Annotated in this window: 13 protein-coding genes and 1 pseudogene; 6 read left to right on the forward strand and 8 right to left on the reverse strand. The window is 70.7% G+C overall.

The genetic code is table 11. From position 1 onward, the window contains the following. Window positions 1-118: 118 nt before the first annotated feature. Together ACBJ32_RS29055 and ACBJ32_RS29060 are read left to right on the forward strand one after the other, a co-directional pair. Window positions 119-1,087, forward strand: a complete 969-nt coding sequence (locus ACBJ32_RS29055) for a DUF1702 family protein (protein WP_375129384.1) — start codon at window positions 119-121, stop codon at window positions 1,085-1,087. 66 nt (window positions 1,088-1,153) lie between these two features. Continuing rightward, window positions 1,154-1,441, forward strand: a pseudogene (locus ACBJ32_RS29060) (zinc-binding dehydrogenase); the annotation flags it as partial. Here the strand turns inward: ACBJ32_RS29060 and ACBJ32_RS29065 are convergent. Then, window positions 1,442-2,083 carry a class I SAM-dependent methyltransferase gene (locus ACBJ32_RS29065; protein WP_357871854.1) on the reverse strand — a complete coding sequence of 214 codons (642 nt, stop codon included), beginning with the start codon at window positions 2,081-2,083 and terminating at the stop codon, window positions 1,442-1,444. Window positions 2,084-2,157: 74 nt separating this feature from the next. On the opposite strand from ACBJ32_RS29065, the gene ACBJ32_RS29070 reads away from it, so the two are divergent. The 4 genes from ACBJ32_RS29070 to ACBJ32_RS29085 all read left to right on the forward strand — a co-directional run bounded on the left by ACBJ32_RS29070 (window position 2,158) and on the right by ACBJ32_RS29085 (window position 4,544). After that, the gene (locus ACBJ32_RS29070; RefSeq protein ID WP_357871851.1) at window positions 2,158-2,607 is read left to right on the forward strand and encodes a pyridoxamine 5'-phosphate oxidase family protein; all 450 of its coding nucleotides are present in this window, start codon (window positions 2,158-2,160) and stop codon (window positions 2,605-2,607) included. Next, window positions 2,607-2,798, forward strand: coding sequence for a ferredoxin (locus ACBJ32_RS29075; RefSeq protein ID WP_225269183.1), 192 nt, complete (start codon window positions 2,607-2,609; stop codon window positions 2,796-2,798). Before ACBJ32_RS29070 ends, ACBJ32_RS29075 begins: the two co-directional genes overlap by 1 nt. 26 nt (window positions 2,799-2,824) lie before the next feature. After that, window positions 2,825-3,910, forward strand: a complete 1,086-nt coding sequence (locus ACBJ32_RS29080; RefSeq protein ID WP_375129385.1) for a zinc-binding dehydrogenase — start codon at window positions 2,825-2,827, stop codon at window positions 3,908-3,910. 154 nt (window positions 3,911-4,064) lie between these two features. Then, a complete protein-coding gene (locus ACBJ32_RS29085) occupies window positions 4,065-4,544 on the forward strand; it encodes an anthrone oxygenase family protein (RefSeq protein ID WP_375129386.1) in 480 nt (159 codons plus the stop codon). 27 nt (window positions 4,545-4,571) lie between these two features. On the opposite strand, the gene ACBJ32_RS29090 is transcribed toward ACBJ32_RS29085, so the two are convergent. The 7 genes from ACBJ32_RS29090 to ACBJ32_RS29120 form a co-directional block, all read right to left on the reverse strand. Further along, window positions 4,572-5,579: a sugar phosphate isomerase/epimerase family protein gene (locus tag ACBJ32_RS29090; RefSeq protein ID WP_357873047.1), complete on the reverse strand. Its 1,008-nt coding sequence runs from the start codon at window positions 5,577-5,579 to the stop codon at window positions 4,572-4,574. Then, complete coding sequence (locus ACBJ32_RS29095; protein ID WP_357871847.1) at window positions 5,576-6,727, reverse strand: Gfo/Idh/MocA family oxidoreductase; 1,152 nt, start codon at window positions 6,725-6,727, stop codon at window positions 5,576-5,578. Before ACBJ32_RS29095 ends, ACBJ32_RS29090 begins: the two co-directional genes overlap by 4 nt. A 17-nt stretch (window positions 6,728-6,744) precedes the next feature. Further along, a complete protein-coding gene (locus ACBJ32_RS29100; RefSeq protein ID WP_357871844.1) occupies window positions 6,745-7,800 on the reverse strand; it encodes an ABC transporter substrate-binding protein in 1,056 nt (351 codons plus the stop codon). Beyond that, window positions 7,797-8,786 carry an ABC transporter permease gene (locus tag ACBJ32_RS29105; RefSeq protein WP_357871842.1) on the reverse strand — a complete coding sequence of 330 codons (990 nt, stop codon included), beginning with the start codon at window positions 8,784-8,786 and terminating at the stop codon, window positions 7,797-7,799. The genes ACBJ32_RS29100 and ACBJ32_RS29105 overlap by 4 nt, the downstream gene beginning before the upstream one ends. Next, window positions 8,786-10,270 (reverse strand): sugar ABC transporter ATP-binding protein, encoded by a 1,485-nt coding sequence (locus tag ACBJ32_RS29110; protein WP_375129387.1) that lies wholly within the window; start codon window positions 10,268-10,270, stop codon window positions 8,786-8,788. Before ACBJ32_RS29110 ends, ACBJ32_RS29105 begins: the two co-directional genes overlap by 1 nt. Before the next feature lie 11 nt (window positions 10,271-10,281). Continuing rightward, window positions 10,282-11,439, reverse strand: coding sequence for an ROK family transcriptional regulator (locus tag ACBJ32_RS29115; RefSeq protein ID WP_375129388.1), 1,158 nt, complete (start codon window positions 11,437-11,439; stop codon window positions 10,282-10,284). 167 nt (window positions 11,440-11,606) lie between these two features. Further along, entirely contained in the window at window positions 11,607-12,479 is an 873-nt protein-coding gene (locus tag ACBJ32_RS29120; protein WP_357871833.1) for an SDR family NAD(P)-dependent oxidoreductase, read from the reverse strand. Between the last annotated feature and the right edge of the window lie 62 nt (window positions 12,480-12,541).

The following is a 12,541-nucleotide window of genomic DNA, read 5'->3' on the forward strand; positions in this document are numbered from 1 at the left end:
TCTTTGCCCGTACGGGCCGGTGCGCCGCCGATGGGTCGCTCAGCGGGCTTACTAGCTTCTGAGTGACGTACGAGGCGTCTTCGGGGGAAGCGTGGGCGACACGGGCACACCATCGTTCTTGGACCAGGCGAGGACCGAGCCGACACTCTCCGCGGCCAGCGGCCTGCGGCGGTTGCTGGCCAAGGATCCGCTGGAGTCCGATCTGAGCCGGCGCAGGTTCCGGCACAGGGGCGGAGCTTCGCGGACGGTCTTCACCAAGTCCGAGCGTTCGTACGTGTTCGGCTACAACGCGGTGATGTCACGAGAAGTCGAGAAGGTCGAGGAGATCCCGCAGGCCCAGCGGCCCTTCGCCTACGAGGGGGCCGCCGCCGCCTGCACGATGCTCGACCTGCTCACCCTGACCCGGGGCCGGCGCCTTCACGAGCTACTGGCCGGCCCCGCCCAGCATCACCGCCACGCCGCCTACCTCGGCGCCGGCCGCGCGTACGCGCTGCTGCGGCTGCGCCCGGTGTGGGGCGCGCGGCGGGCCCACCCGCTGCTGCGGTGGCTGGCCGTGGACGGGTTCGGCTTCCAGTGGAGCCTGTCCAGGGCCGACCGCATGGTGGGCGAGCGCACGATGCCCGACCTGCTCACCAGGGCGCACTGCGCGGTGTTCGACCAGGGGCTGGGGCGGCTGCTCTGGTACCACGAGTGCGGCGCGCCCGACGACGTCTCCGCCAGGATCGGCGGGTACGCGATCCCGCGGCGGGCCGACCTGTGGAGCGGGGTCGGGTTCGCGGCGGCGTACACGGGCGGTGCCGAGGCCGACGAGCTGTGGTGGCTGACCGAGCGGGCCGGGGCGGACGGTTTCCGGGCGTACCTGGCACAGGGGTGCGCCTTCGCGGTGGCGGCGCGGCTGCGCTCGGGAGAACTGCCCGAGCACGCGGCGCAGGCGGCGCCGATCCTGGCGGGCGCCGATCCGGAGGAGGCGGCCTCGTGGACCGACCGGGCGCTGATCGCGCTCGGCCATGAGGCGCACACGCACGAGGACTTCCAGCGCTGGCAGTCGCAGACCCGCGGCTCCTGGACCCGCCGCCACCGCTACTGACGCCCTGGCGGACGGGCAGTGACAGCCTGACGGCCGCCGAGCGCGTCGCGTACCGCAACCTCCTGCGCCATCGCGGGCGACCCGGCGCGCTTGGTCACCATCGCGCCCGACCCCGCCGCGGCTGCCCACGGCGTGCACATGTCACACGGCGTGGCGGGAGACGACGCCGCGGCGGCCGTCGGGTCCGCCGCCGACCCGCTGGCGCCGCACGGTCTCGGCATCGCGGTCGAGCTGGCCGCGCAGGGCCGGTTGCGGGTGCCGGTCGCGGCGGCGTTCCCGCTCACCGAGGCCGCCGCCGCGCACGAGCTCAGCGAGAGCCGCCACGCCCGCGGCAAGATCGTCCTGGTGAACTGATCAGATACCGGGCCCGACGCGCTCCAGGACGCGCATCGACCCCGTGACCGCCACCTCTTCGAACGCGCCGGAGTCCAGCGCCCGCCGGTACACCCGGTACGGCGCCTGCCCCCCGTCGGCCGGGTCGGGGAAGACGTCGTGGAAGACCAGCGCCCCGCCCGCCATCACGTGCGGCGCCCAGCCCTCGTAGTCGCGGGTCACGGGCTCCTCGGAGTGACCGCCGTCGATGAACAGCATGCCCAGCGGCGTGTTCCAGAGCCCGGCGACCCGCTCCGACCTCCCGACGACCGCGATCACCTCCTCCTCCAGGCCCGCGGAGGCGATCGTGGCCCGGAACGTCGGCAGCGAGTCCATCTTCCCGAACCGGGGATCCACCAGGGTCGGGTCGTGGTGCGCCCAGCCCGGCTGGATCTCCTCCGAGCCCCGGTGGTGGTCCACCGTGACGACCACGGACCCGCTCTGCCGGGCCGCCGCGCCGAGGTAGACGGCCGACTTGCCGCAGTAGGTGCCGATCTCGCAGATGGGTCCGAGCTTGCCGTACCGGCAGGCTGTCTCGAACAGGGCCAGCCCCTCGTCGGGCGGCATGAATCCCTTGGCGTGCTTCGCCGCGTAAAGCAGCTCTGACGGCATCGTCATAGGCATGCACCCTAGCCGAACCGAATAACATTCCAAACGGCCCTTGCAGGGCCGATCTGCAACCTGTTCTACTTGGCAGCGTGAATCAGCGCGCTCGCATCGCCATGTCGGACGACGAGGTCACCGCCTTCCTGGAGGGCTCGCGCAAGCTGCAGCTCGCGACCATCAACCCGGACGGCACCCCCCACCTCGTCACCATGTTCTACGGCCTGGACGAGGGCCGGATCTCCTTCTGGACCTACGCCAAGGCGCAGAAGACCCGCAACCTGACCCGCGACCCGCGGGTGAGCTGCCTCGTCGAAGCCGGCGACGACTACGACGAGCTGCGCGGCGTCCTCGTGTACGGCAAGGCCGTGCAGGTGGACGACCGCGACCGGGTCATGGCCATCGGCCTGGCGATCGCCCGCCGGATGACTCCGGGCGTACCCGACGAGCTGCTGCTCCCGTACGTGGAGAAAACCGGCGCCAAGCGGGTTGCGTACGTCGTCGAGCGCACGAAAGTGGTCTCATGGGACCACAGGAGGCTCTGATGAAGGTCAAGGTGGACGAGCTGGTCTGCGAGGCCAACGCCGTGTGCATGGGGCTCGCGCCGGAAGTGTTCGAGGTGGACGACGACGACCAGCTGCACATCCTGCTGCCAGAACCACCCCCCGAGATGCAGGACCGTGTCCGCCACGCGGTCAGGTCCTGCCCGAAAGCCGCTCTGTCCCTCGAGGAATAGCCCGCAGGCAACGAGGAGGAACCCCCATGCGCGCCGCGATCCTGCACGCCGTAGGCAACGACAAGCTCGACATCCGTGACGACGTCACCCTGGCCCCCGTCGGGCCGGCCGACGTGCGCGTCCGGATCAGGGCGACGGGCGTCTGCCACTCCGACCTGTCGGCCATGACCGGCGTGCTGCCCCAGCCCGTGCCGCTCATCCTCGGCCACGAGGGCGCGGGTGAGGTGGTCGAGGTGGGCGAGCACGTCACGTCGGTCAGGCCGGGCGACCACGTCGTGATCAGCTGGCGCCCGGCCTGCCAGGAGTGCGAGCTGTGCGTGGGCGGCCAGCCGTTCCTGTGCATGAAGTACGTCATCGAGTCCTTCAGCAAGGGCAACTTCCGGCTCGGCGACGGCTCGACGGTGTTCGGGATGGCCGGGTGCGGCACCTGGGCCGAGGAGATCGTCGTGCCCTGGCAGGGCGCGATCAAGATCGACGACGACGTGTCGTGGGAGGCGGCGGCCCTGATCGGCTGCGGCATCACGACCGGCGTAGGGGCCGCGCTCAACACCGCGAAGGTACGCCCCGGCTCCACGGTCGCGGTGGTCGGCTGCGGCGGTGTCGGCCTGGCCGTCATCCAGGGCGCGCGGGTCTCCGGCGCCAGGACGATCCTCGCGGTGGACCCGCTGGCGTCCAAGCACGAGCTGGCCAGGAAGGTCGGCGCCACTCACGCGGTGACGCCCGAGCAGGTCCCCGACGCGCTGAACGAGCTCACCGGCGGCGGCGGCTTCGACTACGCCTTCGAGGTGGTCGGCAAGTCCGCCACGATCCAGAGCACCTGGCAGCTCGCCAGGCAGGGCGGCGACGTCATCGTCGTCGGGGCGGGCGCGATGGACGACATGGTCTCGATCTCCGCCTTCAGCCTGCTGTTCGAGGGCAAGAACCTGCTGTCCAGCCTGTACGGCGAGGCCGACGTGCGGCACGACTTCCCCTACTTCGCCAAGCTGCACAAGGCCGGCCTGCTGGACCTGGAGTCGATGATCAGCTCCCGCATCCGCCTGACCGACCTGAACGACGCGGTCGCGGCGCTGAAGGGCGGCGAGGTGCTGCGCCAGATCGTCCTGATGGACTGACGGCGCCGCCGGCGCATCCTCCCCCATGCTTTGGAGGAGGATGCGCCTGCATCCCCCGGCTTACAGGCCGGTCCTTCTACGCCCGCCGTAGTACGCGCGGAGGCCCCCCCGGGAAGGACGACCGCGCCGGGCCCGGGGAGGGACGATCACGGCCATGGAGAAGACCATCCCCCGGGCCGGACACGTGCGAGGTTTCGCGACGCTGGTCACCGGCCTGCTCGCGGGCGCGTTCGGCTACGGCGCGGCCAACGTCGTGCCGACCTTCGATGCCGTGCCCCTGCAGGTGCGCCTGACCTTCCACACGGCGATGATGAGCGTCAACGAGCCCGTCATGCAGACGGGGATGGCGCTGGCGATCCTGAGCACGATCGCCCTGGCGGTCGTCTCCCGCGGCCCGGCCAGAGGGCTGGCCGGCGGCGCCGCCGCGCTGGCGGTGACCACGCTGCTGATCACGGTCCTCGGCAACATCCCGCTGCACGCGCACATCAGGCGGTGGGCCGCCGGCACGCCCGAGGCCGGGTACGCGGACGTCCTCACCCGGTGGGAGACGTTCCACAACCTCCGCACGCTCACGGCCGTGACCGCTTTCGCCCTGGTCACCGCCATCACCGTGGCGGCCGCGCGGCGCCCTTAGCCGGGGCGGGGCGCCGCGCGGCGCGAGTCAGGTCGTGGAGAAGGCGGCGTCGAAGGCCGTCGTCGGCGGGGTGATGGAGTTCAGCTTGCGGATGTAGGCCAGCGCCTCCTTCGCCCCGTCGAGCCGGTCCATCCCGGCGTCCTCCCACTCGATCGAGATGGGGCCTTCGTACCCGATCGAGTTGAGGGCGCGGAAGCAGTCCTCCCACGGCACGTCGCCGCGTCCCGTCGAGACGAAGTCCCAGCCCCTGCGCATGTCGGCCCACGGCAGGTGCGACGACAGGCGGCCCCTGCGGCCGTCGCCGACCCGCATCCGCGTGTCCTTGCAGTCCACGTGATAGATGCGGTCCTTGAAGTCGAGGATGAACCCGACCGGGTCGAGGTCCTGCCACACCATGTGGGACGGGTCCCAGTTCAGCCCGAACGCCGGCCGGTGGCCGATGGCCTCCAGCGTGCGCACGGTGGTGTGGTAGTCGTAGGCGATCTCGCTCGGGTGCACCTCGTGGGCGAAGCGCACGCCCACCTCGTCGAAGACGTCGAGGATGGGGTTCCAGCGGTCGGCGAAGTCCTGGTAGCCGGCGTCGACCATGGACGCCGGCACCGGCGGGAACATCGCCACCGTGTGCCAGATCGACGAGCCCGTGAAGCCGACCACGGTGTCCACGCCGAGCAGCGCCGCGGCGCGGGCGGTGTTCTTCATGTCCTCGGCCGCGGCCTGGCGCACCGACTCGGGGTCGCCGTTGCCCCAGATGCGGGCCGGGAGGATGGCCTTGTGGCGCTCGTCGATGGGGTGGTCGCAGATGGCCTGGCCGACGAGGTGGTTGGAGATCGTCCACACCTTCAGGCCGTGCTTGTCGAGCTGGGCCCGCTTCTGCTCCACGTACGAGGGGTCCGCCACGGCCTGGGCCACGTCGAAGTGGTCGCCCGAGCAGGCGATCTCCAGGCCGTCGTAACCCCATTCGGCCGCCAGCCTGCACACCTCCTCGAACGGCAGATCGGCCCACTGTCCGGTGAACAGCGTGACTGGTCGCATCAGTCCTCCACGTTCGTGTAGCGGCTGCCGTCAGCCGCGCTGCGCTCGACCGCCTCCAGCACCCGCTGCACCCGCAGGCCGTCGGCGAACGACGGCGAGGGGTCGGCGCCGGTGGCGACCGCCTCCAGGAAGTCCTTGATCTCGTGGGTGAAGGTGTGCTCGTAGCCGAGGCCGTGGCCGGGCGGCCACCAGGCGCCGACGTACGGGTGGTCGGGCTCGGTGACCAGGATGCGCTCGAACCCGCCGCCTCCGGCGCTGAACCACAGCTCGTTCATGGCCTCGAAGTCGAAGGCCAGGCTGCCGAGCGAGCCGTTGAGCTCGATGCGCATCGCGTTCTTGCGCCCGTTGGCGAAGCGGGTCGCCTCGAACGAGGCCACCGCGCCGCCCGACATCCGGCCGATGAACAGGGCCGCGTCGTCCACGGTCACCTCGCCCCTGGCGGCGGACCCGGTGGCCCCGAGGCCGGCCGACTCGCTCGCCAGGGGGCGCTCCTTGATGAACGTCTCGGTCAGCGCCGACACGCCCACCACGTTCTGGCCGGTGATGAACTGGGCGGCGTCCACGATGTGCGCGCCGATGTCGCCGAGCGCGCCCGATCCGGCCTTGTCCTTCTGCAGCCGCCAGACCAGCGGGAACTCGGGGTCGACGATCCAGTCCTGCAGGTACTGCGCCCGCACGTGCCTGATCTCGCCGATCCGGCCCTCCTCGACGTACCGGCGGGCGAGCGCGATCGCGGGCACCCGCCGGTAGTTGAAGGCCACCATGCTCTTGCCCTGCGCGGCGGCTGCCGCCGCCACCATGGCCTCGGCCTCGGCGACGGTGTTGGCCAGCGGTTTCTCGCAGATCACGTGCTTGCCGGCCTGCAACGCGGCGATGGCGATCTCCGCGTGGGAGTCACCGGGCGTGCAGATGTCGACGATCTGCACGTCGTCGCGCTTGACCAGCTCTCTCCAGTCCGTCTCGATGTCGGCCCAGCCGAGTTGTGCCGCGGCCGCCTCGGTACGTTCCTTCGACCGGCCCGCGAGCACCGCCATGCGGGGCGCGAGCGGCAGGTCGAAGAACGCCCCGACGCTGCGCCAGGCCTGGGAGTGGACGCGGCCCATGAAGGCGTAGCCGACCATGCCCACGCCGATGGTGGTTCTGTCTGACATGCAACCCCCGATCAGGATCAGGATTCGAAGCCGAGTGCCAGGTACTTCTCGACGTTCTCCTTGGTAATGGTCTCGGACGCGAGCGTGATGGACTGGGGAACCTGGTTCTCCACCAGATCACTCATGCCCTTCCCCTGTGCTATCAGACGCGCCAGCTTGATCGCCGAGGAGGCCATGGTCGGCGAGTAGGTGACCGTGGCCTGCAGCACGGAGCTGCCCGACTGGATCTCGCGCATCGCGTTCAGCGAGCCGGCGCCGCCGACCATGATGAACTCGTTGCGGCTGGCCTCCTTGATCGCGGCCAGCACGCCGACGCCCTGGTCGTCGTCGTGGTTCCAGAGCGCGTCGATCTTCTTGTGCGCCTGCAGCAGCGACGTGGCCACCTCGTTGCCGGTCTCGACGGTGAACTGCGCGTCCTGCTTGGCCGTGACGCTGAACCCGTACGACTTCAGCGCGTCGGCGAAGCCCTTGCTGCGGTCCTGCGTCAGCGGCAGCGTGGCGATGCCCTGGATCTCGACGATCACCGGGTTCGACACGCCCTTGTCCTTGAGCTGCTTGCCGATGTAGTGCCCGGCGGCCACGCCCATGCCGTAGTTGTCGCCGCCGATCCACGAGCGGTAGGCCAGCTTGTCGGGGAAGATCCGGTCGAGGTTGACGACCGGGATGCCGGCCGCGGTGGCCTGCAGCGCGACCTGGTTGAGCTGCTGGCCGTCGTTGGGCAGGATGACCAGCGCGCTCACCTTGGCCGCGATCAGCGACTCGACCGCGGAGATCTGCTGGTTGATGTCGTTGGTCGGCTCGACCGGCTTGAAGTCGATGTCGGTGTACTGCTTCGCGGTGGCCTCGGCGTTCTTGGCGATGGCCGCGATCCAGCCGTGGTCGGCCGCGGGCGCGGAGAAGCCGATCGTCACCTTGGTGCCCGGCTGGTCGTTGCCGCTGGCCGCCGGGGCGGGCGCCGGGGCGGCGCTGGTGGGGCTCGCGGCGGGCTCGTTGCTGGTGCAACCCGCCGCTAACAGCGCAGCTCCGCCGAGTCCGCCGATGAGGAATCCCCGGCGCGCGACGTTGTCACTCATGGTGCTCTCTCCTTCAGATTCCGCCGCTGGAGAAGGACGGCGACGACAATGATCAGGCCCTTGGCGATCAGCTGGTCGCTGGTGTTGAGCCCGTTGAGGATGAACAGGTTGGTGATGAGGGTGAAGATCAGCAGGCCCAGGATCGAGCCCACGATCGTGCCGCGGCCGCCGGTGAGCAGCGTGCCGCCGATGATCACGGCGGCGATGGCGTCGAGCTCGTACAGGTCGCCGTGGGTGGACGAACCCGTGGTGGTGCGGGCCATGATCAGGATGGCCGCGATGCCGCAGCACAGGCCCGACAGCGCGTACAGCAGCATGGTGTGCCTGCGTACGTCGATGCCGGCCAGGCGGGCCGCCTCGGGGTTGCCGCCGACCGCGTACGTGCGCCGCCCGAACGTCGTGCGGTTGAGCACGATCCAGCCGAGCACCACGACCAGCGCGAAGATGTAGACCAGCAGCGGGATGCCGAGCAGCCGCGTGGTCGACAGGTCCACGAGGGCCGTGTTGTCCGCCCCGATGAGCTGCGTCTTGCGGTCCGACATGCGCTGCGCGAGCCCTCGGGCGGCCACCAGCATGGCCAGCGTGGCGATGAACGGCACCAGCCGCCCGTAGGCGATCAGTAAGCCGTTGACCAGCCCCGCTCCGGTGCCGACGAGGATCGCGCAGATCACCATGACGACCGGCCCGTACGACTGCGTGGCCAGGGTCGTGGCCCACACGCTGGCCAGCGCCATGACCGCGCCCACCGACAGGTCGATGCCCCCGCCGATGATCACGAACGTGGCGCCGACCGTGATCACGCCGATCGTGGCGGCCAGCGACAGGATGCTGACCAGGTTGGAGGTGGTCAGGAAGTTCTCGGGGCGGGTGATCAGGCCGACGACGACCAGCAGCGCCAGCGCGCCGAGCAGGCCGAGATGGCGCATCTCGCTGACCCCGCGGATCGACGGCAGAGCCGGCGCCGCCTTCGTCGTGGGCTCGCCCATCAGGCCGCCCTCCCATTCATGATCATGTCCAGTACGCGGTGCTCGTCCAGCTCGGTCGCCTCTCCCTCGTGGATCACGGTCCCTTCACGCAGCACCAGCACGCGATCGGCCAGGCCCAGCACCTCGGGCACCTCGCTGGAAACCAGCAGCACGCCGATGCCCTGCTTGGCCAGGTCGTGGATGACCGCGTACAGCTCGGCCCTGGCTCCCACGTCCACGCCGCGGGTGGGCTCGTCGAGCAGCAGCAGCTTGCGCCCGCCGAGCAGCCAGCGGGCGAGCACGGCCTTCTGCTGGTTGCCGCCCGAGAGGGTCCTGATCGGGCGTTCGGGGTCGGGTGGGCGGATGCTCAGCATCTCCGACAGCCGCCTGGCCTCGCTCCGCTCCCGCTTGCGGTCGATCCAGCCGAACCTGGCGAAGCCCGGCAGGGTGCCCAGCGTGATGTTGGCCGTGACGCTCTGGTCGAGGAGCAGGGCCTGGGCCTTGCGTTCCTCGGGGGCCAGGCCCATGCCGCCCCTGACCGTGCCGACCACGCCGCGGCGTACCGGGCGGCCGTCGAGCAGGACGCGGCCCGTGGCGGGGCGGGCGCCGTACACGGCCTCCAGGATCTCCGAGCGGCCCGAGCCGACGAGCCCGGCCAGGCCGACGATCTCGCCCGCGCGCACGGCGAACGAGACGTCCTTGAACAGGCCCGGCGAGGACAGGCCCTCGACGCGGAGCACCTCATCGCCGAGCTCGCGCCCGCCCCTGGGCGGGAAGACGTACTCGACGTTCCTGCCCGTCATGAGCGAAACGATTTGCGTGGTGGGTGTGTCGCGGGCGGGCAGGCCGACCGCGACCGTGCGGCCGTCCTTCAGCACCGTGACGCGGTCGCCGATCTCGCGGATCTCCTCCAGGCGGTGCGAGATGTAGACCACGGCCACGCCCTGGGCGGTGAGCTCGCGGATGATGCGGAAGAGGTTGGCCACCTCGTCGTGGGCGAGCGCGGCCGACGGCTCGTCCATGATGATCAGGCGGGCCTCGTGGGAGAGCGCGCGGGCCATCGAGACGACCTGCTTGGCCGCCGGGGACAGCCGCCCCACCTCCGCCGCAGGCCGGATCTCCGGGTGCCCCAGGCGCTCCAGCACCTCGCGGGCGGCCCGCCGGCCGGCGGCCCTGTTCACGAAGCCGAGGCGGGCGTGCTCGTGGCCGAGGAAGATGTTCTCGGCCACGCTGAGGCCGTCGACCAGGTCGAGCTCCTGGTAGATGGTGGCGAAGCCGAGCTTGATGGCGTCGATGGGGCTGCCGGGGCGCACCTCGGTCCCGTTGAACGAGATCGTGCCCTCGTCCGGCTGGTGGACTCCGGCCAGTACCTTGATCAAAGTGGATTTGCCGGCGCCGTTCTGGCCGAGCAGGCAGTGCACCTCGCCCGCCCGTACGTCCAGATCGACCCCGTCCAGCGCGCGCACGCCGGGGAACTGCTTGACGATGCCCTTCATGACCAGCATCAGGCGTCCTATCAGGCGTTGACTATGCGGTTGATGTTGTCCGGTGACAGGTAGTGCTCGATGGCGAGGATCCCGGCGCCGAGCGCGGCGGCGTTGATCCCCGTACGGCTCGGCGTGATCGACAGGTGGTGCGTGGCCAGCGGGAGCGACCTGCGGTAGACCGTCTCCCTGATCCCTGCCAGCAGGTGCTCGTGCACCCGCGACAGCGCGCCGCCGATCACGATGACCTCGGGGTTGAAGAAGTTGACCAGGCTGGCCAGCACCTCGCCGATGAGCCGGCCGGCCTCCCTGACCAGGCGCAGCGCCTGGGTGTTGCCCGACTGGACGAGCGCCACCACGTCGGCGCCCGTCTCGGCCGCCAGGCCCAGCTCGGTCAGCCGCCGCGCGATGGCCGCCCCGCCGGCCACGGCCTCCAGGCAGGCGCTGTTGCCGCACCGGCAGCCGGCGTCCTCGTGACCGCTGACCCGGATGTGGCCGATGTCGCCCGCCGAGCCCTGCGCGCCCCTGTGCAGCTTGCCCTCGGCCATGATGCCGCAGCCGATGCCGGTGCCGACCTTGACGAACAGCAGGTGCCTGGTGTCGGCGAAGGCCTCCCGGTGCTCGCCCAGTGCCATCACGTTGACGTCGTTGTCCACCAGGACCTCGACGCCCTCGAAGTAGTCGGGGACGGGGTAGTCGTTCCAGCCGGGCATGATCGGCGGGTTGTTCGGCCGGCCGGTGGCGAACTCCACCGGCCCCGGCACCCCGATCCCGACCGCCCGCAGGGCGCTCCTGGGCCGGCCCACCCGGTCGAGCAGCTGGTCGAGCCGCTGGTCCACGTGGGCGAGCACCTTCTCGGGGCCCTCGCCGATCAGCAGGGCGTCCTCGCACTCGGCCAGCACGTTGCCCGAGATGTCCATGAGCGCGACCCGGCAGTGCGTGGCGCCCAGGTCCACGCCGGCGAAGGCGTGGTCCTCGGTGTGCAGGCGGAGCTGGCGCGGAGGGCGGCCGCCGGTGGACTCGCCGCTCTCGGTCTCCTCGACCAGGCCACGCTCGATCAGCGCGTCCACGCGCTGGGAGATCGTGGACCTGGCCAGGCCGGTCAGCCTCGCCAGATCGGAACGGGTCGTCGCGGAGCCCGCGCTGATCAACGTCAGCACGTCGCCGGCGGAGCCCGGCTGGGGGGTCATGCCGCGACAATAAGATCACCGATGGGGCAAATCAAGAGCGGGGATCGACCAAACTCCCCCAACTTCCGCCGGAGATCGAACAAAGCCCGCTTATCGCCCCATTTGTCCTAGAACGCGAAAGCGCCGGCCCCCCTCTGCCCGGGGACCGGCGCTTCACCTTTCGTCGGTCAGAGCATGGCCTTCATGGAGTCGGCCGCCGTCAGCACGTACGGCTGCTCGGCCATCACCGCCTCCCAGTTGCCCGCGATCGCCTCGGGCGTCAGGTCGTCGGCCTTCCATCCCGGCCCCTCGGCCACGAACACCCGCGCCACCTTGCCGCCCCCGACCGTGAACACCTCGCCGCTGGCCTCGCACGACTCGTGCACGAGGTAGGCCACCAGCGCGCTGACCCGCTCCGGCGTGAACTTGGCCTCGAACTCGGCCGGCAGCAGCGCCTCGGTCATCCGCGTCCACGCGACGGGCGCGATCGCGTTGGCCTTGATGCCGTTGCGGGCACCCTCGATGCCGAGCGTCTTGGTCAGGCCGACCAGGCCCATCTTCGCGGTGGAGTAGTTGGCCTGGCCGAAGTTGCCGAACAGGCCGGCGGGGCTGGAGGTGTTCACGACGCGGCCGTAGCCGGCCGCCTTCATCAGCGGGTACGCGGCCTGGCTGACGAGGTAGGAGCCGCGTACGTGCACGGCCAGCACCGCGTCGAACTCCTCGACCGTCATCTTCCCGAACGACTTGTCGCGCAGGATGCCCGCGTTGTTGACGACGATGTCGACCGTGCCGAACGCGTCCACCGCCGCCTGGACGAGGGCCTTGGCGCCCTCGGGGGTGGCGACGTTGTCGGCGTTGGCCACGGCCTGGCCGCCGTTCTTCGTGATGAGGTCGGCCACCTCGGCCGCGGGACCCGCCGAGGCGCCCGTGCCGTCGAGCGCGCCGCCGAGGTCGTTGACGACGACCTTGGCCCCCCGCTCGGCCAGCAGGAGCGCGTGCGACCTGCCCAGGCCGTGCCCGGCCCCCGTGATGATCGCGACCCTGTCATCGAACCGAAGCATCGAACCTCCCAGGCGAGGAGAACAACATTCTAGTACGGCTACGATAACCGCCCCGCCCGCTC

Source organism: Nonomuraea sp. GTA35 (assembly GCF_041950525.1).
Classification (GTDB): domain Bacteria; phylum Actinomycetota; class Actinomycetes; order Streptosporangiales; family Streptosporangiaceae; genus Nonomuraea.

Excerpts from the sequence above, each read along its gene's own strand:
- ACBJ32_RS29065 (WP_357871854.1), bottom strand. The coding sequence starts at position 2,083 with ATGCCTATGACGATGCCGTCAGAGCTGCTTTACGCGGCGAAGCACGCC.
- ACBJ32_RS29075 (WP_225269183.1), top strand. The coding sequence starts at position 2,607 with ATGAAGGTCAAGGTGGACGAGCTGGTCTGCGAGGCCAACGCCGTGTGC.
- ACBJ32_RS29080 (WP_375129385.1), top strand. The coding sequence starts at position 2,825 with ATGCGCGCCGCGATCCTGCACGCCGTAGGCAACGACAAGCTCGACATC.
- ACBJ32_RS29085 (WP_375129386.1), top strand. The coding sequence starts at position 4,065 with ATGGAGAAGACCATCCCCCGGGCCGGACACGTGCGAGGTTTCGCGACG.
- ACBJ32_RS29095 (WP_357871847.1), bottom strand. The coding sequence starts at position 6,727 with ATGTCAGACAGAACCACCATCGGCGTGGGCATGGTCGGCTACGCCTTC.
- ACBJ32_RS29100 (WP_357871844.1), bottom strand. The coding sequence starts at position 7,800 with ATGAGTGACAACGTCGCGCGCCGGGGATTCCTCATCGGCGGACTCGGC.
- ACBJ32_RS29105 (WP_357871842.1), bottom strand. The coding sequence starts at position 8,786 with ATGGGCGAGCCCACGACGAAGGCGGCGCCGGCTCTGCCGTCGATCCGC.
- ACBJ32_RS29110 (WP_375129387.1), bottom strand. The coding sequence starts at position 10,270 with ATGCTGGTCATGAAGGGCATCGTCAAGCAGTTCCCCGGCGTGCGCGCG.
- ACBJ32_RS29115 (WP_375129388.1), bottom strand. The coding sequence starts at position 11,439 with ATGACCCCCCAGCCGGGCTCCGCCGGCGACGTGCTGACGTTGATCAGC.
- ACBJ32_RS29120 (WP_357871833.1), bottom strand. The coding sequence starts at position 12,479 with ATGCTTCGGTTCGATGACAGGGTCGCGATCATCACGGGGGCCGGGCAC.